The 21,086-nt window shown below is 64.0% G+C and carries 17 protein-coding genes and 1 pseudogene; 10 read left to right on the top strand and 8 right to left on the bottom strand.

Annotated elements, in window-relative coordinates:
* Window positions 1-136 precede the first annotated feature (136 nt).
* The gene (gene secB, locus AB4Z51_RS18595; RefSeq protein WP_028150166.1) at window positions 137-622 is read left to right on the top strand and encodes a protein-export chaperone SecB; all 486 of its coding nucleotides are present in this window, start codon (window positions 137-139) and stop codon (window positions 620-622) included.
* Here secB and dnaQ read toward each other — a convergent pair.
* Genes dnaQ through AB4Z51_RS18615 form a run of 4 tightly spaced genes read right to left on the bottom strand, consistent with a single transcriptional unit; the run spans window position 619 to window position 3,442 of the window.
* Window positions 619-1,335, bottom strand: coding sequence for a DNA polymerase III subunit epsilon (gene dnaQ, locus AB4Z51_RS18600; protein ID WP_441497766.1), 717 nt, complete (start codon window positions 1,333-1,335; stop codon window positions 619-621). The genes secB and dnaQ overlap by 4 nt on opposite strands.
* A 27-nt stretch (window positions 1,336-1,362) precedes the next feature.
* Complete coding sequence (gene coaE / locus AB4Z51_RS18605) at window positions 1,363-1,962, bottom strand: dephospho-CoA kinase (RefSeq protein WP_028150168.1); 600 nt, start codon at window positions 1,960-1,962, stop codon at window positions 1,363-1,365.
* Window positions 1,963-1,985: 23 nt separating this feature from the next.
* Window positions 1,986-2,594: a Maf family protein gene (locus tag AB4Z51_RS18610; protein WP_135213970.1), complete on the bottom strand. Its 609-nt coding sequence runs from the start codon at window positions 2,592-2,594 to the stop codon at window positions 1,986-1,988.
* Window positions 2,595-2,602: 8 nt separating this feature from the next.
* Entirely contained in the window at window positions 2,603-3,442 is an 840-nt protein-coding gene (locus AB4Z51_RS18615; protein WP_028150170.1) for a pyruvate, water dikinase regulatory protein, read from the bottom strand.
* A 459-nt stretch (window positions 3,443-3,901) separates the two neighbouring features.
* On the opposite strand from AB4Z51_RS18615, the gene hemJ reads away from it, so the two are divergent.
* The 7 genes from hemJ (at window position 3,902) to AB4Z51_RS18650 (ending at window position 12,902) form a co-directional block, all read left to right on the top strand.
* Entirely contained in the window at window positions 3,902-4,336 is a 435-nt protein-coding gene (hemJ, locus tag AB4Z51_RS18620) for a protoporphyrinogen oxidase HemJ (protein ID WP_028150172.1), read from the top strand.
* Window positions 4,337-4,583: 247 nt separating this feature from the next.
* Window positions 4,584-5,849: a transcription termination factor Rho gene (gene rho, locus AB4Z51_RS18625; RefSeq protein ID WP_441497767.1), complete on the top strand. Its 1,266-nt coding sequence runs from the start codon at window positions 4,584-4,586 to the stop codon at window positions 5,847-5,849.
* 317 nt (window positions 5,850-6,166) lie between these two features.
* Window positions 6,167-7,525: a tRNA uridine-5-carboxymethylaminomethyl(34) synthesis GTPase MnmE gene (gene mnmE, locus AB4Z51_RS18630; RefSeq protein WP_441497768.1), complete on the top strand. Its 1,359-nt coding sequence runs from the start codon at window positions 6,167-6,169 to the stop codon at window positions 7,523-7,525.
* An 806-nt stretch (window positions 7,526-8,331) separates the two neighbouring features.
* The gene (gene mnmG, locus AB4Z51_RS18635; RefSeq protein WP_441497769.1) at window positions 8,332-10,212 is read left to right on the top strand and encodes a tRNA uridine-5-carboxymethylaminomethyl(34) synthesis enzyme MnmG; all 1,881 of its coding nucleotides are present in this window, start codon (window positions 8,332-8,334) and stop codon (window positions 10,210-10,212) included.
* Window positions 10,213-10,221: 9 nt separating this feature from the next.
* Window positions 10,222-10,992 carry a 16S rRNA (guanine(527)-N(7))-methyltransferase RsmG gene (gene rsmG / locus AB4Z51_RS18640; RefSeq protein WP_135213966.1) on the top strand — a complete coding sequence of 257 codons (771 nt, stop codon included), beginning with the start codon at window positions 10,222-10,224 and terminating at the stop codon, window positions 10,990-10,992.
* Window positions 10,993-11,022: 30 nt separating this feature from the next.
* The gene (locus AB4Z51_RS18645) at window positions 11,023-11,877 is read left to right on the top strand and encodes a ParA family protein (protein WP_441497770.1); all 855 of its coding nucleotides are present in this window, start codon (window positions 11,023-11,025) and stop codon (window positions 11,875-11,877) included.
* Between the two features lie 137 nt (window positions 11,878-12,014).
* On the top strand, window positions 12,015-12,902 hold the full coding sequence (locus tag AB4Z51_RS18650) for a ParB/RepB/Spo0J family partition protein (protein ID WP_167767939.1): 888 nt from the start codon (window positions 12,015-12,017) through the stop codon (window positions 12,900-12,902).
* 128 nt (window positions 12,903-13,030) lie between these two features.
* On the opposite strand, the gene holA is transcribed toward AB4Z51_RS18650, so the two are convergent.
* The 3 genes from holA to leuS all read right to left on the bottom strand — a co-directional run bounded on the left by holA (window position 13,031) and on the right by leuS (window position 17,332).
* Window positions 13,031-14,059, bottom strand: coding sequence for a DNA polymerase III subunit delta (holA, locus tag AB4Z51_RS18655; RefSeq protein ID WP_135214099.1), 1,029 nt, complete (start codon window positions 14,057-14,059; stop codon window positions 13,031-13,033).
* A 110-nt stretch (window positions 14,060-14,169) separates the two neighbouring features.
* Window positions 14,170-14,721: an LPS assembly lipoprotein LptE gene (gene lptE / locus AB4Z51_RS18660; protein ID WP_135213964.1), complete on the bottom strand. Its 552-nt coding sequence runs from the start codon at window positions 14,719-14,721 to the stop codon at window positions 14,170-14,172.
* Entirely contained in the window at window positions 14,708-17,332 is a 2,625-nt protein-coding gene (leuS, locus tag AB4Z51_RS18665) for a leucine--tRNA ligase (protein WP_441497771.1), read from the bottom strand. Before leuS ends, lptE begins: the two co-directional genes overlap by 14 nt.
* Before the next feature lie 191 nt (window positions 17,333-17,523).
* Here leuS and AB4Z51_RS18670 point away from each other — a divergent pair.
* A pseudogene (locus AB4Z51_RS18670) lies at window positions 17,524-18,569 on the top strand (GGDEF domain-containing protein).
* On the opposite strand, the gene AB4Z51_RS18675 reads toward AB4Z51_RS18670, so the two are convergent.
* Entirely contained in the window at window positions 18,566-20,269 is a 1,704-nt protein-coding gene (locus tag AB4Z51_RS18675) for a diguanylate cyclase domain-containing protein (RefSeq protein WP_441497772.1), read from the bottom strand. The pseudogene AB4Z51_RS18670 and the gene AB4Z51_RS18675 sit on opposite strands and share 4 nt — an antisense overlap.
* Window positions 20,270-20,378: 109 nt before the next feature.
* On the opposite strand from AB4Z51_RS18675, the gene AB4Z51_RS18680 reads away from it, so the two are divergent.
* Window positions 20,379-21,068 carry a YggS family pyridoxal phosphate-dependent enzyme gene (locus tag AB4Z51_RS18680; protein ID WP_135213961.1) on the top strand — a complete coding sequence of 230 codons (690 nt, stop codon included), beginning with the start codon at window positions 20,379-20,381 and terminating at the stop codon, window positions 21,066-21,068.
* Window positions 21,069-21,086 lie beyond the last annotated feature (18 nt).

The following is a 21,086-nucleotide window of genomic DNA, read 5'->3' on the forward strand; positions in this document are numbered from 1 at the left end:
AGGGCCGGGTGAACGTCACAATTGCGGGGGCGGCGCGGATACCCGATCCGGGGCCGTTCGTCCTTGTGGAGTGAGGCGGCCCTATGTTAGCCAACCGCCGCGAAATTCAGCCCAAATCGGGTAAGGAGAGACTCTCATGACCAACGGCAACGGCACCCCTCCCGAGGCGGCCCAGGCTGCCCAGCTCAACGTTCTGGCGCAGTATATCAAGGACCTTTCGTTCGAGAATCCGAACGCGCCGACCTCGCTCCAGCAGCAGGGCCAGCCGCCCCAGATCAACATCCAGATCAATGTCAGCGCCATCAATCTCAGCGAAACCGAGTTCGAGGTGACGCTGTCGGTCGAGGGCAAGGCCGAGACCGCCGGTAAGATCATGTTCTCGTTCGAGCTCGCCTATGCCGGCGTGTTCCGCATCACCAACGTGCCGAAGGAGAATTTGCATCCGCTGGTCATGATCGAGTGCCCGCGTCTGCTGTTCCCGTTCGCCCGCGAGATCATCGCGACCGCCGTGCGCGACGGCGGGTTCCCGCCCCTGATGCTGGATCCGGTCGACTTCGTCGGTCTCTATCGTCAGAACATGGAGCGGCAAATGGCCGCTCAGCAGACGAGCGGTCAGGCCTAAACAGCCGGAGGGGCGGCTGGAGCGGGCAGGAACTCGTTCCAGATCGCCTTGTCGCCGAGCGTTGCGATGAAGGCCCGATGGGCCTCGCGCTCGGCATCGGAAATCCGCGGCGCGAGCGGCACGGTCCGCTGCCGCCGCGGCACATCGCCAGCCGCATTGGCGCGAATGTCCTCGCCTTCCGAAGCGAGGAGCAATTGCGATTGCCGCGCCCCGACCAGATCGACATAAACTTCGGCCAAGAGTTCGGCGTCGAGCAGCGCGCCGTGCTTGGTGCGGTGTGAATTGTCGATCGAATAGCGCGAGCAGAGATCGTCGAGCCGGTTCGACACGCCCGGATGCTTGCGCCGCGCCAACAGCAGCGTATCGACAAGCCGCTCGCGCGGGATCGCGACACGTTTGACCTTGTCGAGCTCGGCGTTGATGAAGCCGATGTCGAACGAAGCGTTGTGGATCACCAGCGGCGCATCGCCGATGAACTCCAGAAACGGGTCGACGACCTCGTGGAACAGCGGCTTGGTCGACAGGAACTCGGCCGACAGCCCGTGCACCGCAAAGGCTTCCGCCGGCATGTCCCGTTCGGGATTGATGTAGACGTGATACGTCTGGYCCGTCGGCATGCGGTTGAAAATCTCGACGCAGCCGATTTCGACCAGGCGATCGCCGCGGAGCGGATCGAGGCCAGTGGTTTCGGTGTCGAGAACGATTTCACGCATGATCAAGAGGCCGTGTGAACCGGCGAATCAGGCTCGCCGCTGCGGCATCTTAACGACCTCGGCCAGAATGTGCGTGATTTGGGCGCGCACGGGTTCAAGTCCGTGTGACGTATCCACTACGAAATCGGCCCGCTTGCGCTTCTCGGCATCCGGCGTCTGCTTGGCGATGATCGCATCGAGCTTGGCCTCGTCCATCGTGCCGCGCTCCAGCACACGCTTGCGCTGGAGTTCCGGCGAGGTCGACACCACGACGACCGCGTCGACCCGCTTCTCGCCGCCGGTTTCGAACAGCAGCGGGATATCCAGGACCACGACGGGCGCCTTGGCTGCTTCCGCGTCGGCGAAGAATTTTTGCCGGGAGGCGCCGAGCATCGGATGAACGATCTGCTCGAGCTGCTTGATCGCGGCCGGATCATGCACGACGCGCGCGGACAATTTTGGACGGTCGACCTTGCCGTTCGCGGTGGTGCCGGGAAAGGCGGCCTCGATCGCCGGCGCGGCCTCGCCCTCATAGAGCTGGTGGACGGCGGCATCGGCGTCATAGACGGGAACGCCGGCCTCCGCGAACAATTTCGCGGTGGTGGATTTTCCCATCCCGATCGAGCCGGTCAGTCCAAGGATCCGCATCAGCAGGCAGCCGTTTCTGTCGTTCACACTGCAACTAGCCGTTCGCGCCGCAGGAACGCAAGCAACGGCAGCAGCGGCAGGCCGAGAATGGTGAAATGGTCACCCTCGATGCGCTCGAACAGATGGCTGCCGAGGCCTTCGAGCTGATAGGCGCCGACGCTGGTCGTCACCGCATCGCCGGCGGCGTCGAGATAGGCTGAAAGCTCCGTCTCGGTCATCGGCCGCATGGTCATGCGGGCCACCGAAACATCCTCGAAAACGATCTTGCCATCTCGCGCCACGGCCACCGCGGAATTCAGCGCGTGGCTTTTGCCGGCGAGGTCGAGCAATTGCGTCATCGCCTGTGCGCGGCCTGCGGGCTTGTTGAAGAGACGCTCGCCGAGAGCCAGGGTCTGGTCGGCACCAATCACATAGCTCCCCGGATGACTGGCCGAGACCGCCTTAGCCTTCTCACGCGCCAGCAGCAGGGCGATGTCATGGGGGCCCGAAAGTTTCGAGGCGGCCTGAATGCCGCGCTCGTCGATATCGGCCGTAATCGCCTTGAACTCCAGTCCGGCACTCGCCAGCAGCATCTTTCGCGCGCTGCTCTGCGAGGCCAGTATCAACGGAGTTTCGCCGCGCCAGAGAGACATCGCCGAAACTATCCCGTGGGCCGGTTGCGCTGGCGATCACTGTAGAGCTTCATGATCGCCGCGGCGGTTTCCTCGATCGATCGCCGCGTGACGTCGAGCAGCGGCCAGTCGTGCTTGGCGCTCAGCTTGCGCGCGAACGCGACCTCGTCGGCGACCGCCTGCCTGTCGGTATAGGTGTCGCCGCTGGTATCGGCACCCATCGAGAGCAGGCGGTTCTGGCGCACCTGGATCAAGCGTTCCGGCGTCGCATGCAGGCTCACCACCAGCGGCCGCGTCAGGGTCTCCAATTGTGCCGGCACCGGAATGCCCGGAACCAGCGGCACGTTGGCGGTGCGGATGCCGCGATTGGCCAGATAGATCGACGTCGGTGTCTTGGAGGTGCGTGAGACGCCGACGAGCACCACGTCGGCATCATCGAGGCCTTCAACATGCTGGCCGTCGTCGTGGATCATCGTGTAGTTCAGCGCGTCGATGCGCTTGAAATATTCCGCATTGAGGACGTGCTGCGCGCCGACGCGGCCCGTGGTCGCGGCGCCGAGATAGGCTTCGAACAACTGCATCACCGGCCCGATGATCGACAGGCTCGGAACGTTGATCTGCTTGCACTTGTCCTCGAGCCGGGAGACCAGATCCTTCTCCAGCAGCGTGAACAGCACGATCCCCGGCGCCTCCTCGATCTCGTCGAGCACGCGATCGAGCTGCTTCTGGCTGCGCACCAGGGGATAGACATGCTCGACCGGGGTGACGTTGGCGTACTGCGCCGCGACGGCGCGCGCGACGGTGATCAGCGTCTCTCCGGTGGAGTCGGAGACCAGGTGGAGATGGAAATAATTGTTCGAGGTCGGCACAAAAGCCCTTTGTATGGAGGCGGTGTGGTTTGTGGATTTCTGTGGACCTTAACCCCTCGGAAAGGGTTGCGCGACACCAGGGGCGGGACAAGTGCCAATTTTCTTCACACCACTGCCCATCGGAACAAGTCCGGCGACCCGTTGAGAGGAAAACGGGATTGCGCGGACAACCCCCTTGATAAGCTGCCGACAGAAACGCGCAAGCCTTTGAAGCTGGCCGACTTATCGGAAGCCGCCGGAAGCATCGGGGATATGTTGATGGATGTGAACAAGCGCACGTGAACGTGCGGACGGAATTGTGTGAGTCCTATTCACGGTCACATAGACTCAAACCTTAAGAATCTAAGATTCTAGATTAGAGGAAGGCGCTACGGACGGATAAGTGTGTAGGGTGAGACCTTAACGAGTTCTTACTATCCCCAGCGTTCCCTGCGCTGGACAGAAAGCCGGGCGCAGAAAATGTTCGAAGACGTCTACCTCTGGATCAAGGCGCTGCATGTGATCGCCGTCATCTCCTGGATGGCGGGCATGCTGTATCTGCCGCGGCTGTTCGTTTATCACTCCGAGGCCGAGATCGGCTCGAAGCAGTCGGAAACCTTCAAAGTAATGGAACGCCGGCTGCTCAAGGCGATCATCAACCCCGCCATGATCGTCACATGGCTTGCCGGGCTCTATCTCGCCTGGTCCGGCCACTGGTTCTCTTTCGGCTGGCTGCACGTAAAACTGGCACTGGTCCTGGCGATGTCTGGGGTCCACGGCTTTTTTTCACGCTGGTGCAAGGATTTCGCCGCCGACCGGCGTCCGCGTAGCCAGAAATTCTATCGAATTATCAATGAGGTGCCGACTGCTCTGATGATTTTGATCGTCATCATGGTGATCGTGAAGCCGTTCTAGGCAAGGCTTGCGATGAATCGCTCAGCGCTTCGGCTTGCGGAGTGGAAAGCGATTTTCTATATTGGCGATATCCCACCCAACGCAGGCGGATGTGGTTTTGTCTGAGCTTTCCAGAGGCCGGACACCGCATCAGGTTTGAAGCCTCACCGGCGCTCTCCTTRCCAGACCTGCGGACCTTACCTTCTCGCGTCCGCATTTCAGAGCCTCCTCGCACCCCCTCCCAAGGTTACCCCACAGGACCACCCCAATGCGGGAAATTAAACTCCAGGACCTCAAGTCGAAGACGCCGGCCGAGCTTGTCTCGTTCGCGGAAGAGAATGGGGTCGAGAATGCCAGCACCATGCGGAAGCAGGAGCTGCTGTTCGCCATCCTCAAGCAGCTCGCGATTGCTGAAACCGACATCGTTGGCGAGGGCGTCGTCGAGGTGCTCTCCGACGGCTTCGGATTCCTCCGCTCGCCGGACGCCAATTATCTGCCGGGACCGGACGACATCTACGTTTCGCCCTCGCAGATCCGCCGCTTCGGTCTGCGCACCGGCGACACCATCGAAGGCCACATTCGCAGCCCGAAAGAGGGAGAACGCTATTTTGCGCTGCTGAAGGTCAACACGCTCAATTTCGAAGACCCGGAAAAGGCCAAGCACAAGGTCAATTTCGACAACCTCACGCCGCTGTTTCCGAATCAGCGTTTCCGTATGGAAATCGACGACCCGACGCGAAAAGACCTTTCTGCAAGGGTGATCGATATCGTCGCACCGATCGGCAAGGGCCAGCGCGCGCTGATCGTCGCGCCGCCGCGCACGGGTAAAACCGTGCTGATGCAGAACATCGCGCATTCGATCGCGCACAATCACCCCGAATGCTATCTGATCGTGCTGCTGATCGACGAACGTCCGGAAGAAGTCACGGACATGCAGCGCTCGGTGAAGGGCGAGGTCGTTTCGTCGACCTTCGACGAGCCGGCGGTTCGTCACGTTCAGGTCGCCGAGATGGTGATCGAAAAAGCAAAACGTCTGGTCGAGCATGGCCGCGACGTCGTCATCCTGCTCGATTCGATCACGCGCCTGGGCCGCGCCTACAACACCGTGGTGCCGTCATCCGGCAAGGTCTTGACCGGTGGTGTCGACGCCAACGCGCTCCAGCGCCCGAAGCGCTTCTTTGGTGCCGCCCGCAATATCGAGGAGGGCGKCTCGCTGACGATCATTGCAACCGCGCTGGTCGATACTGGCAGCCGCATGGACGAAGTCATCTTCGAAGAGTTCAAGGGCACCGGTAACTCCGAACTGATCCTGGACCGCAAGGTCTCGGACAAGCGCACCTTCCCGGCGATCGACATCTCGCGCTCCGGCACCCGCAAGGAGGAGCTCATCACCGATCCGCAGGTGCTCAAGAAAATGTACGTGCTCCGCCGCATCCTGAACCCGATGGGCACCATGGATGGGATCGACTTCCTGCTCGACAAACTGCGGTCGACCAAGAGCAATTCAGAGTTCTTCGACTCGATGAACACCTGAGCGCGATGCAGCATGAGATCAGAGGGCGCCTTTGGGCGCCCTTTTTCTTTTTGTGCGGCTTTGCTGCGGAAGAAATGCAGCATGGGGACGGGACGAAAGGAAAATCGGCTCTTCCGGAAGTTGTTGATATCTTTACGTAATGCTGGATGCTGGCTGACCATTTGGTGCCCGGGCGAGGCTGCCTCTGCAGCAAAATGCTGCGCCTTATGTTGCATCGCAATAGAGCCGTTGCTGCGGGCCAGACCGCAGCAAAAGGGGGCGTCGGCATCGCGAGAACGGGCCGTTTGCCTTTTCCCCGCCAGCCGGACAAATAGGCCATGCATCCGCGAGACCAGACCATCTTTGCGCTGTCGTCCGGCCGTGCGCCGAGCGCGATCGCCGTGGTGCGGGTCTCCGGATCGCAAGCGGGGCTCGCGCTCACGACGCTGGCGGGGAGGCAGCCGGCGCCGAGACAGGCTAGCCGCCGGCTGCTCCGCGATGGCGCGGGCCAGCCGATCGACGACGCGGTCGTGCTCTGGTTTCCGGGGCCGGCCAGCGCGACCGGCGAGGACGTCGCCGAATTTCACGTCCATGGCGGCCGCGCGGTGCTCGCGGCACTCATCTCCGCTATTTCTTTTATTCCGAATATGCGCGCGGCCGAGCCCGGCGAGTTCACGCGGCGCGCGTTCGAGAACGGCAAGCTCGATCTCACCGAAGCCGAAGGTCTCGACGATCTCATCCATGCCGATACCGATCGTCAGCGCCGCCAGGCGCTGCGCCAGTTGCAGGGCCTGCTCGGCGATCGCGCGCGCGACTGGCGCGAGCGCATCATCGAGGCGTCGGCGCTGATCGAGGCCGGCATCGATTTTTCCGACGAGGGCGATGTGCCGGCCGAGCTGAGGGCGCCGGCGGTGAAAGCGATCAAAGCGCTGCATGACGAGATCACAAAAGTGCTTGCAGCACAGGGACATTCTGAACGCCTGCGCGACGGCCTGGTGGTCGCGATCGCCGGCGAGCCGAATGTCGGCAAGTCGACGCTGATCAATCAGCTCGCGCGCCGCGAGGTCGCGATCGTCTCGCCCTATGCCGGCACCACGCGCGACGTGATCGAGGTGCAGCTCGATCTCGACGGCTACCCGGTCACGGTGATCGACACGGCTGGCATCCGGGAGACCGACGATCCCGTGGAGCAGGAAGGCGTGCGCCGAGCGCGAGCGCGAGCCGACGCCGCCGACCTCGTGCTGTGGCTGGTGGAGGATGGCCGCGCCGTCGATCCGGGCGGGATGCAATCGCTGGTGAAGTCCGGCCCCGGGCGTGATCAATCGAGCGGCTCGGTCTGGATCGTCCGCAACAAGATCGATCTGGGCGAGGCGGGGGAGGTCGGGCCGCGCGGCGAGTTCGGGATCTCGGCGAGCCGGGGAGACGGCGTTCCCGACCTGATCGACGCGCTCGTGAAATTCGCCGCCGAGTTTKTCGGGACCACCGAGGGCGCATTGGTGACCCGGGCCCGCCAGCGAGATCTGCTGCGCCGGGCATGGGACAGCTTGCGCCGGAGCCTGGAGCTTGTAGAAGACGGCGAAGAGCTTGCCGCCGAAGAGCTGCGCGCTGCGGCCTATGCCTTGGGTCGGCTGTTGGGCCGGGTCGACGTCGAGGACGTCCTCGAGGCCATCTTCCAGAAATTTTGCATCGGAAAGTAGGACTAGTTCTTCATTGTAGAACTAGCGCTTGTTCCAGTCCTTGCGTTTCACGTGAAACGGCAGTGGGATGGGTTCCGGTCCGTTTCACGTGGAACGCGTGATTGTAGTTTCGTAGCCCGGATGAAGCGAAGCGCAATCCGGGACGGCTCCGCAGCCGGAACACCTTTCCCGGATTTCGCTGCGCTCCATCCGGGCTACAAGCTTCCCGCTGTTTCACTGAAACAGGTGGTGGGCGGTTCCGGCCTGTTTCACGTGAAACGCGAGCGGCCCTCATTACGGCTTCTGGGCCCGCAGACTTGGGCGGGAGATTCGATTTCACTGCTCAAGCGGTCTTGGCTATGAACGACGCTCGTGCCCCAAACTCGTCATTGCGAGGAGCTCTTGCGACGAAGCAATCCAGACTGCCTCCACGGAAGGATTCTGGACCCTTGATGATGGTTGGCAGGAAGAACGCCACGCCGTAACTTGCAGCATTCAGGCATCGTCGGCAACAAGCACCTTTTCCTGGGCTGCCCCTCTCCCCAACCCTCCCCCCTTCGCTCCGCCCGCAATGACGGAGCAGACCCATCGCTTGTGCCCTCTCTACTCCGCCCAGAGCCGCGCGAGATCTCGCCGGGAGCTCTCTCCCGGTTAGACCCATCTTGTTTCACGTGAAACAGCAGTCCGCTCAGTGCCGGTTCTACTGTGCATGGGGTTGTTTTCGCGAAAATGCACATAGCCTCCCTGGCCGCCCCGTTTCACGTGAAACAACCGCCTCACCCAGTTTCTACTTCCGGCTTCTCCGCCTCTGCGATAGAAGTCCGCCCATGCGAACAGAGCGAGAGAGTTTCGACGTCATCGTGATTGGCGGCGGCCACGCCGGCTGTGAAGCCGCGGCTGCTTCCGCCCGGATGGGTGCGACGACCGCTCTGGTGACGCACCGTTTCTCCACGGTCGGCGCGATGTCCTGCAACCCCGCCATCGGCGGTCTCGGCAAGGGCCATCTGGTCCGCGAGGTCGACGCCCTCGATGGCCTGATGGGCCGGGTCGGCGATGCCGGTGGCATCCAGTTCCGCGTCCTCAATCGCCGCAAGGGTCCGGCTGTTCGTGGTCCGCGTGCCCAGGCCGACCGGAAGCTTTATGCCGCAGCCATGCAGGCCGCGATCCGGGACACCGAAGGTCTTTCCGTCATCGAGGGCGAGGCGGACGAGCTGATCGTGGTCGAGGGCCGGGTGACCGGACTACGGTTGGCGGACGGCCGCGAGCTTCGGGCAGGGGCTGTCGTCGTCACCACCGGCACCTTCCTCCGCGGTCTGATCCATCTCGGCGAGAAGAACTGGCCCGCCGGCCGGGTCGGCGAGGCTCCCGCGATGGGCCTTTCCGCCTCCTTTGAGCGCGCTGGTTTCACCCTTGGACGGCTCAAGACCGGTACTCCGCCGCGTCTGGACGGCACCACGATCGACTGGTCAGCGGTCGAGATGCAGCCCGGAGACGAGCCGCCGGAGCCGTTCTCGGTGATGACCGAACGGATCACGACGCCGCAGATCCAGTGTGGGATCACCCGAACGACCTCCGCGACCCACGAGGTGATCCGGGCCAACGTTCATCGCTCTCCGATGTACTCGGGCCAGATCAAGAGCTCCGGACCACGCTACTGTCCCTCGATCGAGGACAAGATCGTCCGCTTCGGCGACCGCGACGGCCATCAGATCTTCCTGGAGCCGGAAGGGCTCGACGATAGCACCGTCTATCCCAACGGCATCTCGACCTCGCTGCCGGAGGAGGTCCAGCTCGCGATCCTCGCCAGCATTCCTGGCCTGGAGCAGGTGAAGATGGTTCGCCCGGGCTACGCCATCGAGTACGACCACATCGACCCCCGCGAGCTCGATCCGACCCTCCAGACCAAGCGTCTGCGTGGTCTCTTCCTGGCTGGGCAGATCAACGGCACCACCGGATACGAGGAAGCTGCCGGGCAGGGTATCGTGGCCGGCCTGAACGCAGCTTTGGCCGCGAGCGGCGCCGCCCTGACCGTGTTCGACCGTGCCGATGGCTATCTCGGTGTGATGATCGACGACCTCGTCACCCGCGGGATCAGCGAACCCTATCGGATGTTCACCTCCCGCGCCGAGTACCGGCTGACCCTGCGCGCCGACAACGCCGATCAGCGCCTCACCGAGAAGGGGATTGCGCTCGGATGCGTCGGGAGCGCCCGGACGCTGCATCACCGCGCCAAGATGGACGCCCTGAATGCGGCCAGGGCGCTGTCGAAGTCCCTGACCATCACTCCGAACGAGGCGATCAAGCACGGCCTGTCCCTGAACCGGGACGGCCAGCGCCGTTCGGCGTTCGAGTTGATGGCCTATCCGGACATCGGCTGGAGCCAGGTCCGGGCCATCTGGCCGGAGCTGTCGGCGATCGACCCGGTCATTGCCACCCATCTGGAGATCGACGCGAAGTACGACGTCTATCTCGAGCGCCAGAGCGCCGACGTCGAAGCTTTCAGGCGAGACGAGGGGATGGTGCTGTCGGACGTCGATTACCAGCAGGTCCCCGGTCTTTCCAATGAAGTGCGGGCCAAGCTTGAGAAGGCGCGGCCGTTCACCGTCGGCCAGGCTGGCAGGATCGACGGCATGACGCCGGCGGCGCTCGGCATCCTCGCGGCCTACCTCCGGCGCGAGGCACGGAAGACCTCAAAGGCGATCGCATAGGCGTTTCACGTGAAACAGCGCGGGCCGGGCGGCAGATCGTCATCAGGGAAACCATCGGCAGGTGAGGGCGCGAGCCGTCAATCCGAGCCGACGCCGATCAAACCGAAGATCGACAAGGCCAGCGCCAACGATCGGTCGCTGGACTCCATCATCGCGGCGGACAAGCTCGCGGCGCTCAGGCTCGCCCCCGTTTCACGTGAAACCGAGGAGCGACTCGACCGCTACATCGCGCTGCTCCGCGAGTGGCAGGCCAAGACCAATCTGGTCGCGCCCTCGACCCTGCCGCAGCTCTGGACCCGGCACATCGCCGACTCGCTCCAGCTCGTCGATCTCGCCCCTTCGGCAAAGCGCTGGGCCGACCTCGGCAGCGGCGGCGGCTTTCCCGGAATTGTCCTCGCCTGTGCCATGGCCGGAACGCCGGGMGCCAGCGTCCATCTCGTCGAGCGAATCGCCAAGAAGGCAGCCTTTTTGCGCGAAGCAGTTCGCGTCACCGCATCTCCGGGGCTCGTACATCTCGCGGAGATCGGGGATAATGTGGATAGAATCACCGGCCCCGTGGATTGCGTCACCGCGCGTGCGCTGGCTCCGCTACATCAACTCATCGGCTTTGCGGAGCCGCTGATGCGCCAGGGTGCAAAAGCGCTGTTTCCGAAGGGTCAAGATGTAGAGGCTGAATTGACCGAAGCCGCTAAATATTGGAATATTCAGCCGCAGCTTCACCAAAGCCGTACCGGCGACGGTTGGATCGTCGAGCTGACGTCCGTCGAGCAGCGCGGCTGACGCGTTCAGGGGTCGAGTGGGGAATTTGCGATGAGCGTGATTGACGAACCGCAGCAGCAACAGACCGGCGAAGTGCCGCAGGGCCACCCGCGCATCCTGGCGCTGGCGAATCAGAAGGGCGGCGTGGGAAAAACAACCACGGCGATCAATCTTGGCACGGCACTCGCTGCGATCGGCGAGYGCGTCCTGATCGTCGATCTCGATCCGCAGGGCAACGCCTCGACCGGCCTCGGCATCGATCGCCGCAACCGCTCCTGCTCGACCTATGACGTGTTGATCGGCGAATCGAGCTTGCGCGAGGCGGTGGTCTCGACCGCGGTGCCGCGGCTGCACATCGCACCCTCGACCATGGATCTCTCCGGCCTCGAGCTCGAGCTCGGCACCACGCCCGGGCGCGCGTTCAAGCTGCGCGATGCCATCGGCGCGCTCAACAACAACGTCTCGCCGGACGCCGATTACACCTATGTGCTGATCGACTGCCCGCCCTCGCTCAACCTGCTCACGGTGAACGCGATGGCGGCCTCCGATGCGATCCTGGTGCCGCTACAGTGCGAGTTCTTCGCGCTCGAAGGTCTGTCGCAATTGCTCCAGACGGTGGAGCAGGTGCGCTCGACGCTCAATCCGAACCTGTCGATCCACGGCATCGTGCTGACCATGTTCGACTCGCGCAACAACCTCTCGAACCAGGTCGTCGCCGACGTCCGTCAGTTCATGGGCGAGAAGGTCTACAAGACCATGATCCCGCGCAACGTGCGCATCTCGGAAGCGCCGTCCTACGGCAAGCCGGTGCTAGTCTACGATCTCAAATGCGTCGGCAGCGAAGCTTACTTGCGGCTCGCCACCGAAGTGATCCAGCGCGAGCGCGAGCTGCGCACCACGCATTGACGCTGCCGTAGGGTGGGCAAAGGCGTCTTCGCCGTGCCCACCATCTTCTGCACACAACTGGTGGGCACGCTTCGCTTTGCCCACCCTACGATAATTCAGTTCTGGAGTGTTGCACCGTGAATCCAAGGGAGCTGGCGATGGCCGACGAAGCGCGTTCGCGACTGGGCCGGGGTCTTGCGAGTCTGATCGGTGACGTCGGCGGCGAGGCTCAGCATGTCGATCGTCCGCGCGCGCAGCGCAAGGTGCCGATCGAATTCATCAAGCCCAATCCGCGCAACCCGCGCCGCGCCTTTTCGGAAACGGAGCTCAAGGAGCTCTCTGATTCGATCAGGCAGCACGGCGTGATCCAGCCGATCGTCGTGCGTCCGGTGAAGGGCGCGCAGGATCGCTTTGAGATCATCGCCGGCGAACGGCGCTGGCGCGCATCGCAAATGGCCGGCCTGCACGAAGTGCCGATCGTGCCGGTCGACATCAGCGACAGCGATGCGCTGGAGTTCGCGATCGTCGAGAACGTGCAGCGCGAAGACCTCAACCCGATGGAAGAGGCGCTCGGCTATCACGCGCTCGCCAACGAGTTCAAACGCAGCCAGGACGACATCGCAAAGGTCGTCGGCAAGAGCCGCAGCCACATCGCCAACATGATGCGGCTGACGAAACTGCCGGCCGAAGTGCAGGCCTTGATCACGAGCGGCGAGCTGACCGCCGGCCACGCCCGCGCGCTGATCGGCGTGCCCGATCCGCTCACATCAGCCAGGCGCATCGTCGCGGAAGGCCTCAACGTGCGCCAGGCCGAAGCGCTCGCGCATGAAGAGGGTGTGCCGGAGCGCAAGCCGCAGAAGGCGCGCAGCACCGGGGGCAAGGAAAAAGACCCTGACACGATCGATCTCGAAAAGCGCGTCAGCGATGCGCTTGGCCTCAAAGTCACGGTCAATCACCGCGACCCCGGCGGCTCCGTCCAGATCAACTACCGCAACCTCGATCAGCTCGACGAGGTGATGAAGCGGCTGGCGAAGGGCGCGCTGTAGACCTAGCCCTCAGTGTCGTCCCCGCGGTCGTTGCGAGCGAAGCGAAGCAATCCAGATTCTTTCCGCGGAGGGACTCTGGATTGCTTCGTCGCTTGCGCTCCTCGCAATGACGCGGAGAGAGTGGGGCCTTACCCCCGCCGCTTCGCGTTCGCGGCGATGGCCATCAGCGTGCGCTGGGCTATGGCGGCGGCTAGCGTCGATTGCTTGCGGGTGTCGAGCGCAGCGGTCGCGAGCTGCTCGATGATTGCGGCGAGCCGCGCCACGCTGAAATTGCGCAGCGCCGTTTCGACCGCCGGCTTTCGCGAAAAATGCAGGCGCGGATAGCCGCCCTCGAGCACGGCGGACGCAGGCTGGCCGTCGGCGATCGCGAGCGCAGATTTGTGCAGCCACGCGGCTTGGCGCTGCGCGGCGGAGATGATCACGCCGGGATAGGTGCCGGCGATCATGGCCTTTGCAAATTCGGTCTCGACGATGTCGGGCCGGCCGGCGAAGGCGCCGTCGACGATGGGATCGAGTTTCAGCTCGGACGCATCGGCAACGACGGACATCACATCATCCAGCGTGATCTCGCCCTTGCCATGCGCATAGAGCGTCAGCTTGCGCAGCTCATTGCGCGAGGCCTGGCGGTCGCCGCCGAGGAATGACATCAGCGCCGCGCGGGCATCCTGCGCGATGCGCAGATTGGCGATGCGGAGCTCGTCGTCCATCAGCTTGGCAAGGTCGCGCTCGGTGTCGGGATAGCAGCCGATCGCCACGGCCGTCTTGGCCTTCTCGCAGGCCTTGCGCAGGGGCGATTCCGGGCGCAGCTCGCCGGCTTCGATCACGATGCGGCAATCCTTCACGCCCATCTCCGCCAGCGTATCGATACCGCTGGCAAAGCTGCGCGAGCCGGCGCGGACGCGGATGGCGCGGCGGCCGCCGAACAACGGCACCGTCATGGCTTCATCAACGAGCCGCGACGGCTCGGCGGAGAGTTCGTCGCCGTCGAGCTTGACGAGGGAGAAGGGATCGTTGGGGTCGTCGACGGCCGAGGCTATAAGTGCATCGGCGCGCTCGCGCACGAGGCCGGCATCGGGACCGTAGAGCAGGATGATCGGTCGGCCCCCGTCGGGACGGGCGAGGAAGGCGTCGATCTCTTTTCCGCGCAGCGCGACCATCGGGCCCAACTGTCATTCCGGGGCGCGCAAAGTGCGAACCCGGAAATCTCGATCAATAATCTCTGGATTCCGGATCCGCCCTGCGGGCGCTCCGGAATGACGGGGATGACTTAAGTGCCGGCGATGAAGAACGAGGCGAGGCGAGTGTTGATGTTCTCGGCGATCTCGTTGGCGGCACGATCCTCGGCATCGCGAAGGGCCCGGTTGCGGGCAAAGCGCTGGTAGGAGCCGGGCATGTCATAGGACACGCGCGCGAACGTCGTGCCGGTCATGACCGACTTGCCGCTGACGACCTCGATCAAATTGTACTGGGCGTCGATGCCGTAGTTTTCACTGTTCGGCAGGCCGGTATTGGGATCGACGATCAGCGACGTTTTGCTGCTCGCGAAGCGAATCTCCAGGCGATGGGTCGGCGGCATGCCCGTGGCCGTGCCGTAGAGCTTGAAGGCCAGGGCGTTGCGGACCTCGACGCCGACGCGGGCCTCGCGGGAGGCATTGGCCTTGTTGATCGGCGGAAGGTCGATCCCCATCAGCTTCTCGCGCAGGCCGGGGGTGCCGTCACCACGCTCGGCATACATCGGCTGGAAGCAGCCAGCCGTCAGCGCCGCCAATGCGGCGACCGCCAGCAAGCGGGCAGCGATCCGGATCCTAGCCGACAACATTCACGATCCTCTTGGGGACGATGATCACCTTGCGGACGGGCTTGCCGTCCAGGGCCAGTTTTACCGCATCGAGGGCCAAAACGGCAGCCTCGATTTCCGGATTCTGGGCCACTGTTGCAACTGTGACCTCACCCCGCTTCTTGCCATTGACCTGGACCACCAGGGTCACGGCGTCTTCAACCAGCAAATCGCGTTCGATTTGGGGCCAATCGGCCTCGGAAACCAGCCCGCTATGGCCCAGAACCTGCCAACACTCCTCGGCCAGATGCGGCATCATCGGGGAGAACAGCTGAACCAGGATCTGGCTGGCCTCCCGGACCGCCCAGGCGAGGTCAGGAGTGGGCTGGCCGGGGCGCTGGAGCACCTCGGAGAACGCATTGGCGAATTCACGGATATGGGCAAGGCAGACGTTGAAGTGCAGCCGCTCGATCCCGGTGGTGACCTTGTCCAGCGCGCCATGGGCGGCCTTGCGCAAGGCGGTCGCATCCGGGCCAAACGAGCCCGGACGGTCCGCCGGCGCGGCCTGGCTGAGCTCCACTGCATCGTCCACCAGCCGCCACAGCCGCTGCACGAAGCGCGAGGCGCCTTGGACGCGCTCGTCGCTCCAGATCACGTCGCGGTCGGGCGGGGAGTCCGACAGCATGAACCAGCGGGCGACGTCGGCGCCGTAGGTCTCGATGATGTCGTCGGGGTCGACCGTGTTCTTCTTCGACTTCGACATCTTCTCGATCGGACCGATCTGGACGTCTTCGCCTGACGTCAGCAGCGTCGCGCGCCGGCCGTTGCCGCCGACCTCGATCTTCACCTCGGCCGGCTGCACATAGGTGCCGTCGGCCTTCTGGTACGTCTCGTGCACCACCATGCCCTGCGTGAACATGCCGGCGAACGGCTCGTCCAGCGCAATGTGCCCGGTCGCCTTCAYCGCGCGGGTGAAGAAGCGGCTGTAGAGCAGATGCAGGATCGCGTGCTCGACGCCGCCGATATACTGGTCGACCGGCAGCATCCGGTTGGCGACGGCTGGCGTCGTCGGCGCGTTCTCGTTCCAGGGATCGGTGAAACGCGCAAAATACCAGGACGAATCCACGAAGGTGTCCATGGTGTCGGTTTCGCGCTGGGCCTTGCCGCCGCATTTCGGGCAGGTGACGTGCTTCCAGGTCGGGTGATGATCGAGCGCGTTGCCCGGTCTGTCGAAGGTCGCGTCATCAGGCAGCGTCACCGGCAGGTCGGCGTCCGGCACCGGCACCACATCGCACTTTGGACAATGGATGACGGGAATCGGGCAGCCCCAATAGCGCTGCCGTGAAATACCCCAGTCGCGCAGGCGGAAATTGACCTGGCGCTCGCCGACCRGCGCGTTGCCGCGCAGTTCGCCTTCCAGGCGCTTTGCGACCTCGTCCTTGGCCTGCTCGATGGTCATGCCGTCGAGGAAGCGCGAATTGATCATGCGGCCATCACCGTCATAGGCGGTGTCGGTGATGACGAAGGTCTTCGGGTCCTGGCCCTCGGGGCAAACGACCGGCGTGTTGCCGAGATTGTACTTGTTGACGAAGTCCAGGTCGCGCTGGTCGTGCGCGGGGCAGCCGAAGATCGCGCCCGTGCCGTATTCCATCAGCACGAAGTTGGCGACATAGACCGGCAGCTTCCAGCTCGGATCGAACGGGTGCACCGCGCGGATGCCGGTGTCAAAACCCTGCTTTTCCGCGGTGTCGATGATCTCTTGCGCGGTGCCGATCTTCTTGATGTCGGCGATGAACTGGGCAAGCTTCGGGTTCTTCGCGGCTGCTGCCTGCGCCAGCGGATGATCCGACGAAATCGCCATGAACTTGGCGCCGAACAGGGTGTCCGGGCGCGTCGTAAAGATCTTCAGCTCGCTCTCGCCGGCGGGCGTCGTCGCCTGATCCAGTGCGAAGCGGACCAGCAGGCCCTCGGAGCGGCCGATCCAGTTGCGCTGCATCAGCCGTACCTTGTCGGGCCAGCGGTCGAGCCCATCCAGCGCGGACAGCAGTTCCTGCGAGTACTTCGTGATCTTGAAGACCCACTGGCTCATTTCCCGTTGTTCGACAACGGCACCCGAGCGCCAGCCGCGGCCGTCGATCACCTGCTCGTTGGCGAGCACGGTCATGTCGACCGGATCCCAGTTGAGCTTGCGCTTCTCACGCTCGGCGAGGCCGGCGGCGAGCATGTCCAAAAACATCTTCTGCTGATGCTTGTAGTAGCTGGGGTCGCAGGTCGCGAATTCGCGCGACCAGTCCAGCGACAGCCCGATCGAGCGGAGCTGTTTCTTCATCGCGGCGATGTTGTCGTAGGTCCAGGCCTTCGGCGCGACCTTGCGCTCGATGGCGGCGTTCTCGGCCGGCAGGCCGAACGCGTCCCAGCCCATCGGGTGCAGCACGTTGAACCCCTTGGCGCGCATGAAGCGGGCCAGCACGTCGCCGAGCGTGTAATTGCGGACATGGCCGATATGGATGCGCCCGGACGGGTAGGGGAACATCTCCAGCACGTAGTATTTCGGCCGCGAGTCGTCGTTCTTGGAGACGAAGATCGCCTGCTGGTCCCAGGCGGCTTGCCAGCGCGGTTCGGCGTCGCGGGCGTTGTAGCGTTCGGAGGTCATGGAATCGTTGGGTTTTCGTGGATTCGGCCGTCTAAAGACGGCGGACTAGGCCATAGAAGTCCTTAGGGGGTCAATGGGTTGCCGCTGGCGGCGGCCCCCCGCAAGGCTGCTCCGCTAAAGTACGGACGGCCCATTGGGATCGGATTAAGGGGTCGGTGCGAGGTTGGCAGCTGACAGCACCCCGCCAGGCGATGGAATCAGGCTTCGACGATCTCGATTACGACTATGCCGCGTCCGTCGCCGGACGGGGGTGCGGAGCATGGCCGAGCAGCGGATTCCGCCGACGCCGACCAATTTTGCCGTCTGGTTCCACTATTTCGCAGGCAGCCATGACGACCTGCGCAATGCCATCGATCTCCTGATCGACCACAACCGTCCCTTCGACGCCAGGACCAACCAGGAACTGTTCGAGACCTATGTCGCGCCCCGGGCGGGCGCCGTCGCCTCCGAGACGTCCGATCGGCTGCATGCCCTCATGGGGACGGCGAAGGAGTTTCTGGCGACGGCCATGGCCGACAATCGTTCCCAGATGCAGGCGATCAGCGAGGTCGCTGATCGGGGCAGGGCCGGTGTCGATCCGAAGGCGCTGGTCGCCCAGCTCATGAATGAGCTGGCGCGGGCCGCCACCAGGGCGACCCGGCTCGAGGCCGGCTTCGCGGAAAAGACCCGCGAGCTCGACGTGATCCGCGACTCGCTCTCCAAGTCCGAAGAGCGCGCCCGGACCGATACGCTGACGGGGCTGGCAAACCGGCGCGCGCTCGATGAATTCCTGCGCAAGGCACAGACCACCGCGGATTGGGGCGAGCCGCTCGGCGTGCTGATGCTCGACATCGACCACTTCAAGACCTTCAACGACAATTTCGGCCACGGTGTCGGCGACCAGGTGCTGCGCCTGATTGCGAAAGTGCTGCGCGAAAAAGTTCGCGAGCAGGATCTGTCGGCCCGCTATGGCGGCGAGGAGCTGATTGCCGTGCTGCCGGATGCCGATCTCGCCACTTGCGCCGAGATCGCCGAGCGCATCAGGCGCGCGATCGCCGAATGCACGATCACGCGCCGTTCGACCGGGGAGACCCTGCCCGGCATCAGCGTGTCGATCGGCGTGGCGCAGTACCGGACCGGCGAGGCGATCACCGATCTCATCGAGCGCTGCGACCGCGCGCTCTATCTCGCCAAGGGCGGCGGCCGCAATCGCGTGGTGACGGAGGTCGAGCTCGATCGCGCCGCGGCTGCAGGCTAGGCGCTCGCCGCGAGCATCATGGCGGCCGCGCCGTTCTCGATCACCTGGATGCCGTGCTCCATGACATTGTTGCGACCGCGGTGTTTTGCGGCGTAGAGCGCGGCGTCGGCGGCTTCGATGAGATCGCCGGGGCGCAGCGTCTCGTTCGGCTTCGTTGCGGCAACGCCGATCGAGACGGTGACGATCATGTGGGCGGAGGTGATGTGCGGCAGGCACAGCTTCAGCACGGCCGCGCGCACCTGTTCGCCGATCTCGACGGCGCGGTTCACATCGGTGTTCGGCAGCAGCAGGCAGAACTCCTCGCCGCCATAGCGGGCCGCAAAGCCCATCGTGTCGGCGGCGATGCCGGACAAGGATTCGCCGAGCCGGGTCAGGCAGGAATCGCCTTCGAGATGGCCATAGGTGTCGTTGAACAGCTTGAAGTGATCGACGTCGATCATCAGCAGCGCGAGCTCGCTGCAATATTGCTGCGCGCGCATCCATTCGAAGTCGAGCCGGCTCTGGAAGCCGCGGCGATTGGCCAGCCCCGACAGCATGTCGATCGAGGCCATCACGGTCAGGCGGTCGTTGCTCGCGATCAGCTCGCGCTCGCGCTGGCTGAGCTGCGCGGCCATCGCGTTGAAGGCGCGGGCCAGCGGCACGAACTCGGCCGGCAGCCGGTTGCGCGCGGCGCGGGCCGAGAGATCGCCTTCGCCGAGGCGTTTGGCCATGTCGGCCAGCATCTCAATCGGCTTGATCACGAGCTTCTCGGCGGCGATCAGCGCGCCGAGCAGCACGAACAGGACGACGAACGCGAGCTGCAGATAGGCAGTGCGGATGTCGCGGCTGACCGCCGCGGACACCTTGTCCTCGTCGATGCTGGCAATCAGGCGGGCATTGGTGCCGGCGATGCGGATATAGCTCACCGCGCGGCGGGAGCCGTCGGCGGCGAGGAAAGAGAGTGAGCCCTCGTCCTGGTCCGAACGCAGCGCCCTGTCGGCGATCGCCGACATCAGCGGCATGTTGTCGAGCGGACGGCCGATCGCGCTGTGCTGGTCAGCCGGCGCGGCGAGCACCGTGCCGGCGCTGTCGACCAGCACGGCGGTGATGCCGGCGCGGCCGCCGAGATTGCTCATGACCTTCGACATCCAGTCGAGGTTCACGGTGGCGAGCACGACGGCATCCGCGACACCGCTGAAGGCCGACACCGGATAAACCGCCATGACGGTCGGCGACGGCACGGGCCGCGACAGGATGAAGTCGCTCAGCACGAAGCGGCCGGTTTCCTGCGCCTGCTGGAAGTATGGCCGGTCGCTGAGGTCGAGGCCGACATACATGTTGTTGGTGGCGCACTGGATGCGTCCGTCCTGGCCGGCGATCAACAGCGTGCGGATCCAGGGAAGGTTCGACGGCAGGCTCGCGCGCAGCACGTCGCAGCTCTTGCTGATGCCGCCGGCGGAGGCGCGGATGAAGGCTTCAGATTTCAGGATGGTTTCGACCGACGAGATCACTTCGCGCTGCGCATCGGCGCTGTGTCTTGCAATGGTGGTGAATTCAGTCGCGGCCTGCGCGATCTGCCGCGCGCGCGTGTCCTCGAGCGAACGGATGCGCTCGAACATCAAAGGCGTCACCAGAATCACCGCGAGCAACGCAAGCCGTGCCCGGATTCCGAGAACCTGCTTGAGTTTCACTCGTTTGCGGTTGAAACTGACGTTTGCCATCTTCGCTGCCCACCCCATCGGCCAAGGTAAAGCGAAGGGTTCAAAAACTCTTTCTTGAACTCGGTAAAATTAGAACTAGCTCCGCAACAATCCAGTCCGAACCGACGTCATGACCGAAACCAACGCCGCGCCGGTAACCGGCCATTCACCAAACGCGCTCGCCGCGGTCGAAGCCGAAATTGTCCGCGCCTGCAAGGAAGCGCGGCGCGATCGCGCCTCCGTGACGCTGATCGCGGTGTCCAAGACGTTCGCCGCGGATGCAATTATCCCGGTCATCGACGCCGGACAGCGCGTATTCGGCGAAAATCGGGTGCAGGAGGCCAAAGGCAAGTGGCCGGCGTTAACGTCCGCTTATTCCGGCATCGCGCTGCATCTGATCGGGCCGCTGCAGTCCAACAAGGCGAAGGAGGCGGTGGCGCTGTTCGATGCCATCCATTCGGTCGACCGCCCGAGCATTTGCCAGGCGTTAGCCAAGGAAATCGAATCCCAGAACAGGCACCCGGAGCTGTTCGTCCAGATCAACATCGGCGAGGAGCCGCAGAAGGCCGGCATCGCTCCCGGCGAGGCCGATGCCTTCATCGCGAGCTGCCGCGACAGCTATGGGCTGACGATCTCCGGCCTGATGTGCATCCCGCCGGTCGACGAGCCGGCGGCGGCGCATTTCGCGCTGACCGCCAAGATCGCCGCGCGCAATGGCTTGAAGAATCTCTCGATGGGCATGAGCGCGGACTTCGCCACCGCAATCATGCTCGGCGCCACCCATGTGCGCGTCGGGAGCGCGATCTTCGGGCACCGGTGACTCCGGCAGCGCTCGCAA

The organism is Bradyrhizobium sp. 2TAF36 (assembly GCF_052114925.1).
Classification (GTDB): domain Bacteria; phylum Pseudomonadota; class Alphaproteobacteria; order Rhizobiales; family Xanthobacteraceae; genus Bradyrhizobium; species Bradyrhizobium barranii.